The sequence below is a fragment of the Arthrobacter sp. BG5 genome, assembly GCF_056680155.1.
Map to the genome: position 1 here is coordinate 1,282,944 of NZ_CM155268.1, position 17,555 is coordinate 1,300,498.

The window sequence follows — 17,555 nt, forward strand, 5'->3', positions numbered from 1 at the left end:
GCCCCCGGCGGGCCCCCGCGTGACGTAACCGACTGCGGCCGGGCCGCCGCAAAGTCTAAACTGGCCCAATGACTACAGCAGCTACCCCGTCCGTCGGACTGGTCGGTTGGCGTGGCATGGTCGGCTCCGTCCTGATGCAGCGCATGCAGGACGAGGGCGACTTCGCCAACATCAACCCGGTCTTCTTCTCCACCTCGAACGCCGGAGGTGCCGCTCCCGCCGTGGCCGGCGCGGCGGCCGGTGCGGCCGGCAAGCTCGAGGACGCGTTCGACGTCGAGACGCTGGCGAAGCTGCCGATCATTGTCACCGCCCAGGGCGGCGACTACACCAAGCGCGTCCACGGCGAACTGCGCAGCCGCGGCTGGGACGGCCTCTGGATCGACGCCGCCTCCACCCTGCGCATGAACGACGACTCGATCATTGTGCTGGACCCGATCAACCGCGACGTCATCGACGCCGGCCTCTCCGGCGGCGTCAAGGACTACATCGGCGGCAACTGCACGGTCTCCTGCATGCTGATGGGCCTCGGCGGGCTGTTCAAAAACGGCCTGGTCGAATGGGGCACCTCGATGACCTACCAGGCCGCGTCCGGCGGCGGCGCCCGGCACATGCGCGAGCTGCTGAGCCAGTTCGGCACGCTCAACGCCGAGGTCAGCAGTGAACTGGACGACCCGGCGTCGGCCATCCTGGATATAGACCGCAAGGTCCTGGCGCACCAGCGCACCGACATCGATGCGACCCAGTTCGGCGTGCCGCTGGCCGGCTCGCTGATCCCCTGGATCGATGCGGACCTCGGCAACGGCCAGTCCAAGGAAGAGTGGAAAGCCGGGGTTGAAACGAACAAGATCCTCGGCACCGCCGGCGAAAACCGCGTCATCATGGACGGCCTGTGCGTCCGGATCGGCGCCATGCGCTCGCACTCCCAGGCCCTGACGCTCAAGCTCCGCGAGGACCTCTCCGTCGCCGAGATCGAGAAGCTCCTCGACGCGGACAACGAATGGGCCACCGTGGTGCCCAATACCAAGGAAGCCTCAATGGCGGACCTCACCCCGGTGGCGGCCTCCGGCACGCTGGACATCCCGGTAGGCCGCATCCGCAAGCTCGAAATGGGCCCGGAGTACATCAGCGCCTTCACCGTGGGCGACCAGCTGCTCTGGGGCGCAGCGGAACCGCTGCGCCGCATGCTGAAGATCGCCACCGGCACGCTCTAAGCACCGCCGGCTTCCTCCAGCCCGAGGAACCGCCGGTACTTCGCGGCCTGCAGCTCAAAGGATTTCCGAGCCGCAGGCCGCAGTCCGTTAACGTCGTCGAAGGGCTCCGGCACGACGGCGCCGCCCCGCCCCTTCGCGGGCGCGGACCAGGTGCCGATCACCTCGCCGCCGGCCACGATGGTTTTCTTGAACACCCCGTTGCCGCCCGGGACAATTTTGTCCGCGTGATGCGCGGGCAGCGCGATGGACCGGTCGGTGTAGCCCAGGAGGAACTCGTCGAACGCCGGCAGCGCCAGCACGCTGCGCTGGCCGGGGACGCCGCCGACGCCGCCGTCGAGCAGGGCCGCCGTCTGCGGCGAGAGCCAGTAGGACGTCCCCTCGAACTCCAGCTCCACCAGCCGGTCCCGCACTGCGGCCAGCGCCGCCCGGGTCTCCGTCACCGGAATCCCGGACCACCACGCGAAGTCCCGCTCGGTGGCAGGGCCGTGGCTGTACAGATAGCGCAGCAGCCATTCGGCGGTCCCTTCCTCCCGGCCCAGCCGCCGCGAGGTGGTAATCCAGTCATCAAAGGCGACCACCAGCTGCTGGTTCCCAGCCAGCGGACCCTGCACCAGCAGGCCCTGCTGGCACAGGATGCCGAGCAGATGGATGCCGCGCTGGCCGGCAGTGGACTGGCCGGATTGTTCAAAGGCCCGGAACAGCTCCGCCCGGCTGGCCGCGGCCCCGCCGGAGACCCGCAGCAGCGCCGCCTCCGTGGCGGCGTCGATGTCCGCAGCGGAGATGCCAAGTCCCCGGTGCCGGCCGGCGAGGCCTTTGATCAGGCGGCCGGAGGTGATGTCCAGCACCCACCTCAGGTCCTCCGGCGCGAGCAGATGCAGCGTGCCGCGCATCGGCCAGGAGCGGACCACCTCGCCGCGGTCCAGCGCGGCGCGGACATCGGACGCGCGGGAACCCTGCACGCGCTGTCCCACCGCCCACAGCGAGGCCTGCAGGTCCTGCGCCTGCATGGCCGTCATCGACCGGACAGCGGCCGGCACGGAGCCGAATCCCGGGCCGGACAGCCCCTGCGAGGCCAGGCGGAGCCGGCCCATAACGCCCCGGGTCAGACGCACGCGCGCCACTGCTGCCATGGGAACATCCTAGGGCCGGGACACGACGGTCCGGCGGGTCACGGTAGTGCCCGGTTGCCGCCCGGCGGCCTCCCAGCGTGCGCCCAGCCGGATTACTTAAAGTGGATGCATGACTTTGGCTGATGTGTGGCCGCGGCTGCGGCCCGTGTGCAGGAGGCTGGCGCTGCTGGGCTGGGCCTCCAGCGCGGCCGGCATGGCGGCCGGCCTCGCCGTCGCCATCGCCAGCGGCACCCGCCTCTCCCCCATGATGACAACGTTCCAGACGGTCTCCGCCGTGTGCATGGTGATCGCGGTGGCCAGCTTCGTGACCGCGGCGACGTTCCAGCCGCGGACCCCGGCACTGCCGGACGGCGACCGGCGCGAGCTTGAGCTCGATCCCGGTGCGGAATTTCCCGCCACGGTGCAGAGCTTCCTGCTCGGCTCGCTTGCGCTGCTGGCCGGCGCGGTGGCCTTCGCCTGCGCGGGTCTCCTGCTGCGCAGCGGGCCCAGCGCCCAGTCCGTGGCGTTCTGCCAGGTCTTCCTGCTCGGCGCCGCGGCCTCCGGTTTCACCTTTATGCTCTTCAGCAAGGTCACCCCGCGCCGCGGCAGGAACTAGCACCCGCCTGCTGCTGTGTCCTAGAGCTCGACGCCGATCAGCAGCGGTTCCGGGTGCAGTTCAATGCCGAAGCGTTCGACGACGCCGCGGCGCACCTCCCGGGCGACCGCCAGCAGGTCCGCAGCGGTGGCGCCGCCCCGGTTCGTGATCGCCAGGGTGTGCTTGGTGGAGAGGGCGGCGCGCCCGCCGGAGACGCCGTCCGGGTCAAGCCCGAATCCCTTCCCGTAGCCGGCCTGGTCGATCAGCCACGCCGCGGAGAGCTTGGTCAGCCCGTCGGCGCCGCCCGGGTAGCGGGGGGCATCTTCCGGCAGGCCCGCGGCGACCTCGGCCGGCACGATGGGGTTCGTGAAGAAAGAGCCGGTGGAGTAGGTGTCCCGGTCCGCGGGGTCCAGGACCATGCCCTTGGAAGCCCTGAGCCGGAGCACCTCGCGCCGGACATCGTTGGCATAGGCCCGCTGGCCGGTCTCGACGCCGAGGGCCCGGGCCAGTTCGGCGTAGCGGACCGGGGCACTCATCCGGCCCAGCGGCAGCTGGAATTCCACCGTCAGCACCACGTACCGCGGGGACCCGCCGGAGGTGGTCTGCTTCAGGAGGGAGTCGCGGTAGCCGAACTTCAGCTCCGAGTTCGTGAACGTCTGCACGGCACCGCGTTCGCGGTCCCAGGTGCGCACCGCGGCAATGGTTTGCGAGACGTCCGCGCCGTAGGCGCCGACGTTCTGCACCGGGGTCGCGCCGGTGGAGCCGGGGATCCCGGACAGGGCTTCCAGGCCGGACCAGGCATGCCTGACGGCGTGCTCCACCAGCTCGTCCCAATTATGGCCGGCCTGGACCACGACGGCGACGCCGCCGCACGAGTCCTCGGCGTTGACGGTGAAGCCCTCGGACGCGATTTTCAGCACCGTGCCCGGGAACCCGTCGTCCGCGACCAGCAGGTTGGAGCCGCCGCCGATGATCAGCAACGGCTGGCCGGCGTCGTCGGCCGTGCGGACGGCGTCGATGATCTCCGCCTCGGTGCGGGCTTCGACGTAGTCGGCGGCCGGGCCGCCGACGCCGGCCGTGGTCAGGGCGGAAAGCAGTGTCTGGGTCACCCCACCAGCCTAGCCGGGTTGGGCACCCTCTCGAAGCCGGCCGGTAGCGCCCTAGGCGGTCTTGCGGGCGACCGGAGAGAGCAGGAAACTGACCACCAGCATCACCATGACAGCTAGCAGCGAGTGCAGGATGCCGACGTGCTCGGCCAGCAGTCCGAGCAGGGGCGGCCCGCAGAGGAATGCCCCGTAGCCGATGGTGGAGACCACCGAGACGCGGGCGGCTGCCTTGACGGGGTCGTCGGCGGCGGCGGACATGCCCACCGGGAAGCCCAGCGAGGCGCCCAGCCCCCAGATGGCCAGGGCGACGTAGGCCAACCAGGGAACCGGCGCGAAAACGAACAGGCCCAGTCCGGCCACGGCCAGCGCCGCGCACCAGCGCATCACCGGGACCCTGCCGTAACGGTCCAGCACCAGGGTGCCGGCAAAGCGGCCCACGGTCATGAACGTGACGAACAAACCGTACCCGGCGGCTCCGGCGGCGTCGGACTGGCCGTGGCCGTCGGCCAGCGCCAGGGCCACCCAGTCCCCGGCAGCCCCCTCGGCCAAGGCCAGGCCCAGCACCAGGACGCCGAGCAGCAGGGTCCGGCGGTCCCGCCAGGCCTGCGCGATCCGCCGCTTGTTGTCCAGCGGCTCGTCCGGACCCTGCGTCGCCTGGCTGATGATCGGCAGCGGACCGGTGGAGGGGTCCTCGAAGGTGTCCGTCCCGGCCGGGGTGAAGTCCTTCGCGTCCTCCACCGGGGTGACGTCGGCGCGGAACCAGCGGGCGGCCGTGGCCACGGAGCCGGCGACCAGCAGGCCGACGGCGGCCAGGTGCCAGAAGACCGGCACGCCGGCGCCGGCAGCCCAGGCGCCCGCGCCGGCGCCGGCTACGGTGCCCAGGCTGAACGCGCCGTGCAGCCGCGGCATGATGTGCCGCCGGACCGCGCGTTCGACGGCGGCGCCCTCCACGTTGGAGGCCGTGTTCCAGCTGGCCGTGCCCAGTCCGACCACAACCAGCCCTGCGGCGACGGCCAGCGGGTTGACCAGGATTGAGGTTCCGAACCCGGCGAGGACCAGGCCGGTGCCCACCATGATGCTGCCGATCCGGATGGTCTGCTTGGAGCCGAAGCGCAGCACGATCAGCCCGGACGCGGAGACCGAGACGAAGGAGCCCAGCGTCATGCACAGCAGCAGCAGGCCTACGTTGCCGGGCGTGAGGTCGAGTCCGTCACGGATGGCCGGGAGCCGGGACACCCAGCTGGCGAAGGCTACGCCGCTGAAGGCGTAGGCGGCGACGACGGCGTTGCGCCACCGGGTGACCTCGGCGGACGGGGCGGCACGCACCCTCACGGCAGCATCATGCGGTCAGGCCAGCCTGACGACGGCCTGGGCCTTCATGAGGACCTTCTGCCCGCCCGCGACGACGGTGAGGTCCACGCGGGCGGTGCCCGCGCCGGCGTCGAGCGCCCCGATGGCGGCACTGACCTCGATCACCGCACCGGCCTCCGGGGTGCCCGTGGTGTCGGCGACCGGGACGGGCTTGCTGAAACGGGTCTGGAAGTCGACCACGGCGGCCGGGTCGCCGGCCCAGTCGGTCACGTGCTGGACGGCGGCGCCCATGGTGAACATGCCGTGGGCAATCACGCCGGGCAGGCCCACGCCGGTGGCGAAGGCCTCGTTCCAGTGGATCGGGTTGAAGTCGCCGGAGGCGCCGGCGTACTTCACGAGGTCGGTGCGGGTGACCTCGATGCTGCGCCTGCCGAGGTCCTGGCCGACCGTCAGTTCTGAAAATGTGGGAGTCATGGCTACTGTCCCTCTCCGCGGACCAGGATGGACGAGGTGGTGGTGGCGACGGCCTCGCCGGGCTCCCCGCCGTCGAGGGCGAAGATCTCGGAGCGGGTGGTGATCATGGCGCCTCCCCCCATGGCCCGGACGCCGTCGACGTGCAGTTCGGCGACCAGCCGGTCGCCGGCGACGATCGGGCGGTGGTGGACGAAGCGCTGGTCGGCGTGGACCACGCGGGAGAAGTCGATGCCGGAATCCGGATCCTCGATCAGCTGCGCGTCGGCCCGCTGCGCGACGATGATCGCGAAAGTCGGCGGGGCCACGAGGTCGCCGTGGCCCAGGGCCCGCGCGGCGTCCACGTCGAAGTGGGCGGGGTGGGAGGCCTTTACCGCGCGCGCGAACGCGCGGATGGTCTCGCGGCCGACGTCGTACACCTCTGCGGCAGGGTAACTGCGGCCCTGCAGATCCGGATTGATAGTCATGGTTCCAGCCTAGCGCCCTGCCTCCGGGCGCCTTTTCCGTTACCTCCGACGGCGGGCCTTGCGCACGAGCGATATGATGGAAACATCAATCCAGCAATCCGCGGCGGAGGATGATCCGGCCGCGGGCCAAGAAAGCGCAGGACCGCGATGATTCCCGCAGCGCAGACACCCTTGTACGAGATCAAGGCCAACCTGTTCAAGGCCCTCGCGCACCCGGCGCGGATTCGGGTGCTGGAACTGCTGGCGGCGGCACCGGATACCGCGGCCCCGGTCAGTTACCTGCTGGCCGAGACAGGCCTGGAGGCCTCGCATCTGTCACAGCATCTGGCCACACTCCGCCGGCACCGGGTGGTGACCTCGGTGCGGACCGCCAACGCCGTGACCTACCGGTTGGCCCACCCGAAGATCGCTGAGCTGCTGGCCATTGCCCGGATCTTCCTGCTGGACAGCCTCGCCGAATCGGGCGAACAGCTGCGGCTGGCCCAGGAACTGCCGGCCTCACCCCGCCAGGCGTCCGGCTCATGACCGCCGGCGCAACTGTCCGCGGCGCCCGGGGCTACCTGACCCGGTTCCTGCCCTCCCGCCGCGACTACGACGGGCTGCGCCGGTCCTGGCGGACGGATCTGCTCTCCGGCGTCACCGTGGGCATCGTGGCCCTCCCGCTGGCCCTTGCGTTCGGGGTGAGCTCCGGGGTGGGCGCCGAGGCCGGGCTGATCACGGCGGTGGTGGCCGGATTGGTGGCCGCCGTGATGGGTGGTTCCCACGTCCAGGTATCCGGGCCCACCGGGGCCATGGTGGTGGTCCTGGCCCCCGTGGTCGCCACGCACGGCGCCGGCAGCATCGCCTTGGTCTCCGTGTTGGCCGGGCTGCTGGTCATCCTCCTCGGCGTCAGCGGCCTGGGCAGGGCCGTGGCGTTCATCCCCTGGCCCGTGGTGGAGGGGTTTACCCTGGGCATCGCCGCCATCATCTTCCTGCAGCAGGTGCCGATGGCCACCGGCACCCAGGGCGTGCCGGGCCACAACACCCTGTTGGCCGCCGTCGAGAGCGCGGCCACGGCCACCGCGCCCGCCGTGCTGCAGACGCTGGCCGTGGTGGCCGGCGTCGCCGCCGTGATGTTCCTGCTGCCCCGGTTCACCAAGGCCGTCCCGGCCAGCCTGGCCGCCGTGTTGCTGGCCACCGTGGCCGCCGAACTGCTGGGCCTGCAGATCCCGCGGATCGGAGACCTGCCGCATTCCCTGGCTGCGCCGTCCCTGCCGTCGCTGGACCCGGCGTCCCTGGGCGGGTTGTTCATGCCCGCGGTGTCCATCGCAATGCTCGCGGCCATCGAGTCGCTGCTGTCCGCGCGGGTGGCCGCCGGCATGGTCGGTCCCGACGGCCGGCCCACCGGAACCTACAGCCCGGACCGCGAACTTACCGGCCAGGGGCTGGCCTCGGTGGCGGCGGGGTTCTTCGGCGGCATGCCGGCCACGGGCGCGATCGCCCGGACCGCTGTCAACGTCCGTTCCGGGGCGAAAACCCGGCTCGCGGCGATCGTGCATGCCCTGGTGCTTCTGGCCATCATCTACCTGGCGGCAGGGCTGGTGGGCAGGATTCCGCTGGCGGTGCTGGCCGGGATCCTGATGGTCACGGCCACACGGATGGTCTCGCGGCGGACCGTGGTGGCGGTGCTGCGCTCCACCCGGGCCGATGCCTTCGTCTTTGTCCTGACAGCGCTGATCACCGTGGCGTTCGACCTGATCGTGGCGATTGAGATCGGGCTGGTGGCGGCCGCGGTGTTCACGCTGCGTAAGTTCGCCACGCTCAGCGGAGTGCAGCGCGAGGACATCCCGGGCCCGCCCGCCCCCGGGGACAGGCACATCGCCATCCTCCGGCTGGACGGGGCCATGTTCTTCGGCGCCGCGGAGCGGGTGCTGCAGGAAATCAGCCAGGTCAAGGACATCCAGGTCGCGATCATCCGGCTCTCGCAGGTGCGGATGCTCGACGCGACCGGGGCCCACACGCTGGTTGACGTCGTCTCGGCGCTGGAGCTGCGCGGCGTCACGGTGCTGCTCAAAGGCATCCAGCCGCAGCACCTGGACCTGGTGACCAATGTGGGCGTGATCCGGTCCTTGCGGCACCACAAACATTTGTTTGCCAGCCTGCCCGAGGCCGTGGAGCACGCCCGCAGCCATGTGCTGCGGAACGCCGCCGCTAGCGCTTGAGGTTTTTCCGGATGGTCTGGCCGCGGACCACGATGCCGGCGATGTGCAGGATGAGGCCCAGGCCGATGACGGCCAGCGAGCCGAAGGCCAGGCCCTGGTTGCCGGTGGTGTTGCCGACGAGGTTGAGCACGATGCCTGTGGCGATCAGGCCCATGGCGCTGAAAACCAGCACCTTGTAGGTGGTTGACGCGGTGGCCCAGAATTCGTTCAGCACCAGGCCAGTCTACGGGGATCAGAACATGGATTCCTGGACGGCGGGGATCTCCGAGCGGTGGTCGCCCAGCTCGATGGTCCGCGCCTTTAGCTCGCCGAGGTTGACGACGAAGTCAAGGTCGGCGCCGTCGAGCCGGGCCAGCGCGACGCCGCCGCTCAGCGCCGCGATCCGGAAGCCGTGGGCGTCCGAGCCGAGGTCATGCGGGTAGGCGTGCCGGGCGGCCGGGGTGAAGGCCGCGTCGGCCAGCGCGGGACGCAGCCACCGTTCGTCCACGACCTCGAAGCCTTCCACGCCAGCTCCGCGCAGCAGGTCCCGCACCCCGGCCGCGAGCCGGCTGTTCAGCTCGTCCAGGCCGGCAGCGGGCCGCGGAGCGGTGAGCCCGGCGGCCTTCGCCGCCGAGCGGACCTGTTGCGGCAGCCCGGCGTCGCGCGTGACGAGGTCCTCCAGGATCCGGACCACCCGGCCGTCCCCGGCGCGGGCGACGTAGCGGGCCACGACGGCGCCCTGCTCCGCGAGCCGGTGCCATTTGCGCAGGTTCGCCGCGGTGCCCACCTTGCTGGCGCCGTTGGCGAAGGTCGCGACGTAGAGCCAGTGCGGCTGCATCAGGTAACTGCGGAGCCCCGGCGGAACGTAGCCGCCGCGGTGAAAGTCATGGATCAGCCGTGAATCGTCGACGGCGAAGCACGGCCCGCATTGGTTTCCCCGGGCCGCCTCGGCCCGGTCCGGGCAGCTGACATGGTCCCGGTCCGCGGGGCCGTGCACTTTGTGGTGGCCCAGGCACCGCTTCTCCCGGGCGGCGAGCCGGAAGCCAAGCCGCGTCCCGGCGTCGAGCGCCAGCTCGGTAAAGACGCCCGCGGGGTCCTGCAGGCGCAGGGCCGCGCGGCCAGCACCAGGCGGTCCGGCAACCGGGGCGGCCGTCTGCGGACCATCCCAAAAGACCCCGTGGACCAGATAACGGGTATCGGTCACGGGGTCTCCTTGCTGGCGCGGGCTGCGGGGCCGGCTACAGGGCCGGCTGCACCCCAAAGGCTACCGCGAGCTTCATGATCTTTTCGGCGCGGCCCAGGCGCGGCAGATCGGAGCCGTCGCGGATGACGCGGCCGCTGGCCTCGAAGTCCGCCATGAAGTCGGTGGCCCAGGCGACGTCGGACGGCGTGGGGCTGATGACCTCGTTGATGACGCTGGTCTGGTCGGTCGCGAGGCAGAGCTTGCCGGTCATGCCCATCATCACCGTGATGCCGGTCTGCTCGCGCAGGATCGGGTGGTTGGTGCCGACCGTGGGGCCGTCAATGGGACCGGGCAGGTTGCCGACGCGGCTGGCGACGACGAGCTTGGCCCGCGGGTAGGCCATCGCTTCGGGGGTGGCCGCCATGCCGGTGTCGCGGCGGAAGTCGCCGGAGCCGAACGCCAGCCGGAACGCGCCCTGGGCCTTGGCGATGTGGTTGGCTTCCTCGATGCCGACGGCGGACTCCACCAGCGGGATGACCGGAGTCTTTCCGTCCATGCGGTGGTAGCTCTCGGTGACCTGGTCCGCGGACTCGGTCTTGGCGAGCATCACGCCCAGCAGCCCCGGGGTGCCGCGCAGGCCCGCCAGGTCATCGGCCCAGAACGGGCTGGTCGCGTCGTTGATCCGGACCCAGGCGTTGCCGCCGGCGGTCAGCCAGTCCACAACGTGCTGGCGGGCAGCATCCTTCTGCGAAGGATCCACCGCGTCTTCGATGTCCAGGATGATGGCGTCCGCGCGGGACTCCGCGGACGGTCCGAAGAGTTCCGGCTTCATGGCGTTGACCAGCAGCCAGGAGCGGGCGATTTCGGCCGGAACGTTGCGCTGGGGCCGGACAATCCCGGCGGTGGTGGTAGAGGTCATGTCTCTACGCTAGCCGCCCGGGGCCGCCCGCCGCCAAGTAAGACCCCTGTTTGGGGCGACCAATACGACCAAAATCACCCCCGGACCACGCCGGCGGGGCCCGCGGCTTAGGGGATGTTGCTGCCCCGGGCCGTGATCCAGAGCCGGTACCACTCGGCCCGGCTCATTGCCGCGGCGACCTCGGCAGCGCCGGCGCAGGCCCGGATCCGTTCCGGCTTTGCGCTGCCGATTACGGGGGCGATGCCGGCCGGGTGCTTCATCAGCCAGCCCAGGATCACGGCCTCGCCCGTGGTGCCCTTCGCCGCCGCCAGCTCGGCCACGAGTGCCGCGGTGGCCTGCTCGGCGGCGCTCGGCTCTGCCGCCGGCGCCCCCGTGTACAGGCCGCGGGCCAGCGCCCCGTAGGCCTGCAGTGTGATGCCGCGCCGGACGCAGTGCTCCACGGTGCCGTGCGGGAAGCTGTAGTCCGTCCCCTCGGCGTGGTTGACCAGCACGGTGCTCTCCAGCCAGGCCCGTGCGGACAGGCTCATCTCCAGCTGGTTGGCCACCACGGGCACCTCAAGCCGGTCCTGCAGCAGTTCGATCTGCGGCGCCGACATATTGGAGACGCCCACTGCGCGGATCTTGCCTTCGGCCATGAGCTGCCCAACGGCGGAGGCCACCTCGGCCGGGTCCAGCAGCGGGTCCGGGCGGTGCAGCATCAGGACGTCCACGTAGTCCGTCTGCAGCCGGGCCAGGCTCTCGTTGACACGGTCCAGGATGCCGTCCCGGCTCAGGTCGTAGAACGCCTCGAGGCCCTGCTCGCCCAGGCGGATGCCGCACTTGGTCTGCAGCCGGATCCGCTCGCGCAGCCCCGGGGTCCGTGCCAGGACCTCGCCAAACACCGCCTCGGCCTTGCCGCTGCGGTAGATGTCGGCGTGGTCGAACAAGGTGATGCCGGCGTCCAGGGCGGCCTGGACGGCGGCGGCCGCCTCGTCCACGTGCGCGGACGAGTACGGCTCCGCCGACCAGCTGCCGCCCAGGCCCATGCAGCCATAGATTAACTCCTGGGTCGGGTTCAGCTCCTGCCCGGGCCGCCCCGGGTTTCCCGGCAGCCCGGCGGGCTCAGCGGAGTCACCGGACGCGGAACTCACCGCAGCCAAACGGTGGTGTTGCCCGGGAGCAGCTGGCCGTCCAGCGGACCGCTGCTGACCAGCACCTCCCCGGCGGGGAGCTCGACGGCGTCGTCCCCGAAGTTGGTCACGGACTGCCAGCCGCCGTGGCGGCGGAAGTGCAGCACGTCGGTGCGGCCGGTCTCCAGCCATTCCAGTTCCTCCGAGGTCTGCAGCTCACGGCGGAGCTTCAGGGCCTTGCGGTAGAACTCCAGCGTGGAACCCTCGACTCCGTCCTGCGCGGCAACGGCGTAGCGGCTGAACCAGGCCGGCTGCGGCAGGTGGGCGCCGCCGTCGCCGAATCCGAAGGAGGAACCTTCCGGGGCCCAGGGCAGCGGCACCCGGCAGCCATCGCGGCCGATCTCGACGCCCTTGTTGCGGAAGAACGTGGGGTCCTGGCGTTCGGCGTCGGGGATCTCGGCGACTTCCTGCAGGCCCAGCTCCTCACCCTGGTACAGGTAGGCGGAGCCGGGCAGCGCGAGCATCAGCAGGGTCGCGGCGCGGGCACGGCGCAGGCCCAGTTCGACGTCGAGTTCCTCGGGCGGGGCGCCGGCCAGCAGCCAGCCCTTGCCGTCCTGGCCCTTGGCGTGCCGTCCGCCGCCCTTGGGCAGGCCGTAGCGGGTGGCGTGCCGGACGACGTCGTGGTTGGAGAAGACCCAGGTGGAGGAGGCGCCGGACTCGGTGGCCTCGGCGAGGTTGCGGGTGATGATTTCGCGGAACTCGTCGGCGTCGAAGTCGGCCTGCAGCAGGTCGAAGTTGAACGCCTGGCCGAGGCCCTCCGGGCTGGCGTAGCGGGCGCGGCGGGAGGCGTGTACCCACGCCTCCGCCACGGCGGTGCGCGGCGGGTTGTATTCGTTGAAGACCTCGCGCCACTCGACGTAGATCTCGTGCACCTCGTCGCGGTCCCAGAACGGGTGCGAACCGTCAACGTGCCCGTCAGCACCGGTTCCCGCCTCGCTCAGCTCGACCTTGGAGAGCAGCGGCTCGGTGAGGTCCTTGGTCAGGGCGTGCGCAACGTCGACGCGGAAACCGTCCACGCCGCGGTCGGACCAGAAGCGCAGGGTCTTGATGAAGTCGTCACGGATCTCGCGGTTGGACCAGTTCAGGTCCGGCTGCTCCTTGGCGAAGATGTGCATGTACCACTGGCCGGGGGTGCCGTCCGGCTCGGTGATGCGTTCCCAGGCCGGGCCGCCGAAGACGGATTCCCAGTCCGACGGCGGGATCTCGCCGTTTTCGCCCAGCCCGTCGCGGAAGATGTAGCGGTCGCGGGCGGCCGAGCCGCGGGGGGACGCGAGGGCTTCCTGGAACCACACGTGGCGGTTGGAGGAGTGGTTCGGGACGATGTCCGCGATCAGTTTGATACCGGCGGCGTGCAGGGCAGCGGACATCTCGTCGAAGTCCTCCAGCGTGCCGAGCTTGGGGTCGACGTCCCGGTAGTCGTCGACGTCGTAGCCGCCGTCGGCGAGGGCGGAGGGGTAGAACGGGGAGAGCCAGACGGCGTCGATCCCAAGTTCCTTCAGGTAGGGGACCCTGGCGGTGATGCCCTTGATGTCTCCGAGGCCGTCGCCGTTCGAGTCGGCGAAGCTGCGCGGGTAGATCTGGTACACGGATGCCTGGCGCCACCAGTTGGGGTCGGCGGCGAGGTCGGAACCGGACAGGGTGGCCAGCGTGGCGGTGTTCGACAAGGTGAATCCTTCGGGGCTGGGGTGCGGTGTCTGATAATTTAGATACAAGCTAAATCTATTGCCGGTTCAATTATGGGTCCGTGTTCACGGGGAGGTCAAGATTCCGAAGCCGCAGGCAGCCGCCACGCCCCAACTGCTGCGCAGGGTCAACGCCCAGGCCGTGCTGGCCGCCGTCCGCGGCACCGAGGTGGCCACCGGCACGGACCTGATGGCGTGGACCGGCCTGACCCGGGCGTCGGTGATTGCCGTCTGCGAGGATCTGATCCGGCGCGGTTGGATCCGCGAACTGGACGCTCCCCGGAAGGACGCCCCCGCCACGGGGAGTCCGCAGAAGGGCCGGCCCGCGCGGCGGTTCGAACTCCGGGCGCGGGCCGGCGTCGTCCTTGGCCTCGACATCGGCGCCGCAACCACCACTGCGGCGGTCGCCGACCTGCGGGGCACTGTCCTGGGCCGCGCCAGCGGCAGCTTCCGCGCCGCGGACATCCCCGCCGCGGAGCGGATCAGCGTGGTGGACCGGGCCTGCCGGCAGGCGTTGGAGGCAGCCGGTGAAACCCCGGACAAGGTGCTGGCTGTCGGCGCGGGGATTGCCGCGCCGGTAGACCGGCGCGGCAACGTGCTCTCCGCCCAGCACTTCTGGAGCCTGTTCGACGTCGGGCTCCGCTCGGCGCTGCTGGACCTGCACGGCTGGACCGTACTGCTGGAGAACGACGCCAACCTGGCCGCGCTCGGCGAACGCTGGCGCGGATCCGGCGCCGGCGTGGACGACCTCGTTGTGCTGCTGGCCGGCGAGCGCCTGGGCGCGGGCATGCTGGAGTCCGGCCGGCTGCTGCACGGCGGCGGCGGCGCCGGCGAGATGGGCTTCCTGGACATGGTCGATGGCGTCGGGTCCAGCGACGGCATTGCCAGCCTGGCCCGGCAATGGCAGGCCGCGGACGGCGGCCCGGCGGCCGGCGGCGCAGCCAGCGCCCGGCGCGTGTTCGAGGATGCCGCGGCCGGTGACCCCGCCGCCCTCGCCATCCTGGACCGGCTCTCGGAGCGGATGGCCCGTGTGATCGCCGCGATTGCAAGCCTGATCAACCCAGAGCAGGTGGTGATCGGCGGCGCCGTCGCGGATTCGGCCGGCGCGCTGGTGCCCGGCATCAACGCCGCGCTGCCGCGCTTCACCGCCACTCCCCCGCGGGTGACCGTCTCGCCGCTGGGCGACCGGATTGTGACGGTCGGCGCCATCCGGCACGCCCTGGACTTCGTCGAAGCCAACGCGCTGGAACTGGAACTGGCAGGCTGACCCGTCCGCGGGGCGCCGTTTTGCGCATGAGGGGTAGCTCAAGATTCGGCAACGATTGGCTACCAACTCGAAAGTTTCCCGCAGGTTTGCTGCTATCGGGCGATCCCATCCGTAGACTGGCGTCACTCTGGTCACTTGCGGCCGTTCAGCTGACCCCTCGGCTGGGCGGCGGTCTCATGAAAGTTAAACGTGAACTCTTTACGGATGAAGACTGCGTTGTTTGCCGCGCTTGTCCTTGCCTTGGCCTCAGTCCCAGCTACCGGAACAGCGCCCGCCTTCGCCGAGCCGGCGCCGACGCCGGCCGCAACGGGCACGGCCACCGCGGGCACGGCCACCACGGCGCCAGTGGCTCCGGCGGCGACTCCAACGCCGGCGCCCACGACTGCCGCCCCGGCTCCCGTCGCGACGGCTGTCCAGCCGACGCCGGGCCCCTCCGCCACGGCCGGGTCCTCGCTGACGACGATTGAGTCGCTGCCGGTGCAGGGCGGCGTAGAGCCGATCATCGCGCACACCTTCGAAAACCCGCCCCCGACCGGTAAGAAGGGTGCGCCCGCCGGGGCCGCCCGGCTCAGCACCGAGTCCTACTCGCTGGCCCGCTCCGGCGACATCAAGGTGCGCCTGGTTCTGGTCCAGCTGGCGGACCGGAAGGCGACCATCCCGCTGGACGCGGCAAAAGCCTCCATCAGCACCAGCAGCAACTACTGGAAGACCATGTCCAACGGGCGGTTGTCGATGACCGTGACCAAGGTTGAGAGCCGCACCAGCAAGGCCACCTCCGGCCAGCGCTACCCGGACATGATGGCCACGATCACCCGTGAGCTCGGCTGGACACCCAACCCTTACACCGCCCTGGTCGTCTTCGTCTCCACGCCTACCCTTTCCGACGGCGCGTACGGTGCCGGCTGGAGCTACGACGGCACCAGCGGAAAGGTCATCATGCCGCTCCCGGCGTCGCTGACCAACAGCGTCCTGACGCACGAGTTCGGACACGTGCTCGGCCTGATGCACGCCAACAGCCTCCAATGCGGCAGCGGCGCCCAGGATGTCGCCACGAATTCGGACGGAACGTTCGCTGACGGCAGCTGCTATGTCCGTGAATACGGCGACAGCCTGGACCTGATGGGGGTCTCCCAGACGTCCCAGCCCACGATCAGCTCCACCCTGTGGGCCTACGGCGGCTTCGGCCGCGGCGATGAAATCGTCGACGCCGGAACCCTCACCGCTGCGAAGAAAATTTCCCTGACAGCCTGGGCCGGGACCGCCGCAAGGCGGGCAGTGAAGTTCAGGGACGGCGTCAGCGGCGAAGTGTATTTCCTCGAACTGCGGCTGCCGGTCAGCTACGACACCGCCAAGGCCGTCTACCTCAACAGCGGCGTCAAGGTCGTCCAGCAACTGGGCGCTGCGTCGCTGATCCTGCTGCCGGACTCACGACCTTTCGCCGGCTATTACAACCCCAGCCAGGCCTGGCAGGCCGGGCAGACGTTCACCACCCACGCCGGCACGCGCGTGCGGATCGACTCTGTATCGGCCACATCAGCGGGCATCACCATCACCCCTCCCCCTGCCATCACCGGGGCGTTCCGCGATGCTTGGCTGCGGGCAGGCGGGGAGAACAGCCTCGGCTACTCCACCAGCGGCGTTATCTGCCCGTTCGGCGCGGCGGCTTCGACCACGTGCCACCAGACCTTCCAGCGCGGCGTTGTCTACAGCACCCCCGGTGTCGGGACCCATGCGGTCAAGAATTCTTACATGACCGCTTGGAAGGAAGCCGGCTGGCAGCAGGGCATCGGCTACCCCACCGGCACCGAGACTTGCGGCTTGTACGGGGGCGGCTGCTACCAGTCGTTCCAAAAGGGCAACATCTACTACACCGGCTCCACCGGCGCCCACGCCGTCACCGGCGCCTACTGGAACGCTTGGAGGGACGCCGGCTGGCAGGCCGGCATCGGCTACCCCAAGGGGGCCCCAAGCTGTGGCCTCTACGGCGGAGGCTGCTACCAGCCTTTCCAGAAGGGCAACGTCTACTACACCCCGTCATCGGGCGCGCACGCTGTCACGGGCGTCTACTGGAACGCTTGGAGGGCCGCTGGCTGGCAGGCCGGCATCGGTTACCCGACCAGTGCGCCCAAGTGTGGACTCTATGGCGGAGGCTGCTCCCAGACGTTCCAGAAGGGCAACGTCTACTACACCGGCTCGACCGGCGCCCATGCCGTGACCGGCGCCTACGCCGCCGCCTGGACAGCAGCCGGACTCCAGCAGGGAATCGGCTACCCGAAGGGGGCGCCAAGCTGCGGGCTCTACGGCGGGGGCTGCTACCAGCCCTTCCAGAAAGCCAACATCTACTACACCGCCACGTCGGGCGCCCACGCCGTCACCGGCGCCTACTGGAACGCCTGGCGGGACGCCGGCTGGCAGGCGGGCATCGGCTACCCCACCGGAGAGCCAAGTTGTGGCCTCTACGGCGGAGGCTGCTACCAGCCCTTCCAGAAAGCCAACGTCTACTACACCCCCACGACGGGCGCCCACGCCGTCACCGGCGCCTACTGGAACTCTTGGCGTGCCGCCGGCTGGCAAAAAGGTGTGGGCTACCCCACTGGGCCGGTTAAGTGCGGCCTCTACGGAGGCGGCTGCTTCCAGTCATTCGAACGCGCCAACAGCTACTACACCGCCGCGACCGGCGCCAACATGGTTGGCGAGCCGTACTGGACCGCATGGCGGAAGGCAGGCTGGCAGGCCGGCGGACTTGGCTATCCGCTCGGAGCCGCTGTCGCTTACAACGGCTACCGGACGGTACCGTTCGAAGGCGGATCCATGACATACAGCTCCACCGGAGTGGCTGTCGCGCGCAAGTGACGGGCCCGCCGGGGCCGCGCTGGGACGCCGAA

16 protein-coding genes are annotated in these 17,555 nt (G+C 70.4%); 6 read left to right on the forward strand and 10 right to left on the reverse strand.

Annotated elements, in window-relative coordinates; translation table 11 throughout:
* The first annotated feature begins 68 nt into the window (after positions 1-68).
* Complete coding sequence (gene asd / locus AC1MBE_RS05850) at positions 69-1,211, forward strand: aspartate-semialdehyde dehydrogenase (protein WP_479781482.1); 1,143 nt, start codon at positions 69-71, stop codon at positions 1,209-1,211.
* On the opposite strand, the gene AC1MBE_RS05855 is transcribed toward asd, so the two are convergent.
* Entirely contained in the window at positions 1,208-2,341 is a 1,134-nt protein-coding gene (locus tag AC1MBE_RS05855) for a winged helix DNA-binding domain-containing protein (RefSeq protein ID WP_479781484.1), read from the reverse strand. The genes asd and AC1MBE_RS05855 overlap by 4 nt on opposite strands.
* Before the next feature lie 109 nt (positions 2,342-2,450).
* Here AC1MBE_RS05855 and AC1MBE_RS05860 point away from each other — a divergent pair, with 109 nt between their 5' ends.
* On the forward strand, positions 2,451-2,936 hold the full coding sequence (locus AC1MBE_RS05860) for a hypothetical protein (RefSeq protein WP_479781486.1): 486 nt from the start codon (positions 2,451-2,453) through the stop codon (positions 2,934-2,936).
* 20 nt (positions 2,937-2,956) lie between these two features.
* On the opposite strand, the gene AC1MBE_RS05865 is transcribed toward AC1MBE_RS05860, so the two are convergent.
* The 4 genes from AC1MBE_RS05865 to AC1MBE_RS05880 are packed head-to-tail and all read right to left on the reverse strand — an operon-like array spanning position 2,957 to position 6,270.
* Complete coding sequence (locus tag AC1MBE_RS05865; RefSeq protein WP_479781488.1) at positions 2,957-4,024, reverse strand: UDP-N-acetylmuramate dehydrogenase; 1,068 nt, start codon at positions 4,022-4,024, stop codon at positions 2,957-2,959.
* A 51-nt stretch (positions 4,025-4,075) separates the two neighbouring features.
* Positions 4,076-5,353, reverse strand: a complete 1,278-nt coding sequence (locus AC1MBE_RS05870) for an MFS transporter (protein WP_479781490.1) — start codon at positions 5,351-5,353, stop codon at positions 4,076-4,078.
* A gap of 15 nt (positions 5,354-5,368) precedes the next feature.
* A complete protein-coding gene (locus AC1MBE_RS05875; RefSeq protein WP_479781491.1) occupies positions 5,369-5,806 on the reverse strand; it encodes a MaoC family dehydratase in 438 nt (145 codons plus the stop codon).
* 2 nt (positions 5,807-5,808) lie between these two features.
* Positions 5,809-6,270, reverse strand: coding sequence for an FAS1-like dehydratase domain-containing protein (locus tag AC1MBE_RS05880; protein WP_479781493.1), 462 nt, complete (start codon positions 6,268-6,270; stop codon positions 5,809-5,811).
* A 147-nt stretch (positions 6,271-6,417) separates the two neighbouring features.
* On the opposite strand from AC1MBE_RS05880, the gene AC1MBE_RS05885 reads away from it, so the two are divergent.
* Positions 6,418-6,795: an ArsR/SmtB family transcription factor gene (locus AC1MBE_RS05885; RefSeq protein WP_479781495.1), complete on the forward strand. Its 378-nt coding sequence runs from the start codon at positions 6,418-6,420 to the stop codon at positions 6,793-6,795.
* On the forward strand, positions 6,792-8,471 hold the full coding sequence (locus AC1MBE_RS05890) for a SulP family inorganic anion transporter (protein ID WP_479781497.1): 1,680 nt from the start codon (positions 6,792-6,794) through the stop codon (positions 8,469-8,471). The genes AC1MBE_RS05885 and AC1MBE_RS05890 overlap by 4 nt, the downstream gene beginning before the upstream one ends.
* On the opposite strand, the gene AC1MBE_RS05895 is transcribed toward AC1MBE_RS05890, so the two are convergent.
* From AC1MBE_RS05895 to AC1MBE_RS05915, 5 genes are all read right to left on the reverse strand, one after another.
* Positions 8,461-8,685: a DUF3188 domain-containing protein gene (locus AC1MBE_RS05895; protein WP_479781500.1), complete on the reverse strand. Its 225-nt coding sequence runs from the start codon at positions 8,683-8,685 to the stop codon at positions 8,461-8,463. The two genes, AC1MBE_RS05890 and AC1MBE_RS05895, sit on opposite strands and share 11 nt — an antisense overlap.
* A gap of 18 nt (positions 8,686-8,703) precedes the next feature.
* Entirely contained in the window at positions 8,704-9,654 is a 951-nt protein-coding gene (locus AC1MBE_RS05900) for a DUF2797 domain-containing protein (RefSeq protein ID WP_479781502.1), read from the reverse strand.
* Positions 9,655-9,688: 34 nt separating this feature from the next.
* Complete coding sequence (locus AC1MBE_RS05905) at positions 9,689-10,552, reverse strand: HpcH/HpaI aldolase/citrate lyase family protein (RefSeq protein ID WP_479781504.1); 864 nt, start codon at positions 10,550-10,552, stop codon at positions 9,689-9,691.
* A gap of 107 nt (positions 10,553-10,659) precedes the next feature.
* Positions 10,660-11,610 (reverse strand): aldo/keto reductase, encoded by a 951-nt coding sequence (locus tag AC1MBE_RS05910; RefSeq protein ID WP_479782494.1) that lies wholly within the window; start codon positions 11,608-11,610, stop codon positions 10,660-10,662.
* 68 nt (positions 11,611-11,678) lie between these two features.
* Positions 11,679-13,385: a glycoside hydrolase family 13 protein gene (locus AC1MBE_RS05915; RefSeq protein ID WP_479781506.1), complete on the reverse strand. Its 1,707-nt coding sequence runs from the start codon at positions 13,383-13,385 to the stop codon at positions 11,679-11,681.
* Between the two features lie 58 nt (positions 13,386-13,443).
* On the opposite strand from AC1MBE_RS05915, the gene AC1MBE_RS05920 reads away from it, so the two are divergent.
* Both AC1MBE_RS05920 and AC1MBE_RS05925 read left to right on the forward strand, forming a co-directional pair.
* Positions 13,444-14,670 (forward strand): ROK family protein, encoded by a 1,227-nt coding sequence (locus AC1MBE_RS05920; protein WP_479781508.1) that lies wholly within the window; start codon positions 13,444-13,446, stop codon positions 14,668-14,670.
* A 204-nt stretch (positions 14,671-14,874) separates the two neighbouring features.
* The gene (locus AC1MBE_RS05925) at positions 14,875-17,523 is read left to right on the forward strand and encodes an LGFP repeat-containing protein (protein ID WP_479781510.1); all 2,649 of its coding nucleotides are present in this window, start codon (positions 14,875-14,877) and stop codon (positions 17,521-17,523) included.
* The last annotated feature ends 32 nt before the right edge of the window (positions 17,524-17,555 follow it).

What these genes read in the sequence shown, in the direction of transcription:
- asd (WP_479781482.1), top strand. Translation starts at nt 69, where the DNA reads ATGACTACAGCAGCTACCCCGTCCGTCGGACTGGTCGGTTGGCGTGGC.
- AC1MBE_RS05855 (WP_479781484.1), bottom strand. Translation starts at nt 2,341, where the DNA reads ATGGCAGCAGTGGCGCGCGTGCGTCTGACCCGGGGCGTTATGGGCCGG.
- AC1MBE_RS05860 (WP_479781486.1), top strand. Translation starts at nt 2,451, where the DNA reads ATGACTTTGGCTGATGTGTGGCCGCGGCTGCGGCCCGTGTGCAGGAGG.
- AC1MBE_RS05875 (WP_479781491.1), bottom strand. Translation starts at nt 5,806, where the DNA reads ATGACTCCCACATTTTCAGAACTGACGGTCGGCCAGGACCTCGGCAGG.
- AC1MBE_RS05880 (WP_479781493.1), bottom strand. Translation starts at nt 6,270, where the DNA reads ATGACTATCAATCCGGATCTGCAGGGCCGCAGTTACCCTGCCGCAGAG.
- AC1MBE_RS05885 (WP_479781495.1), top strand. Translation starts at nt 6,418, where the DNA reads ATGATTCCCGCAGCGCAGACACCCTTGTACGAGATCAAGGCCAACCTG.
- AC1MBE_RS05890 (WP_479781497.1), top strand. Translation starts at nt 6,792, where the DNA reads ATGACCGCCGGCGCAACTGTCCGCGGCGCCCGGGGCTACCTGACCCGG.
- AC1MBE_RS05905 (WP_479781504.1), bottom strand. Translation starts at nt 10,552, where the DNA reads ATGACCTCTACCACCACCGCCGGGATTGTCCGGCCCCAGCGCAACGTT.
- AC1MBE_RS05925 (WP_479781510.1), top strand. Translation starts at nt 14,875, where the DNA reads ATGAAGACTGCGTTGTTTGCCGCGCTTGTCCTTGCCTTGGCCTCAGTC.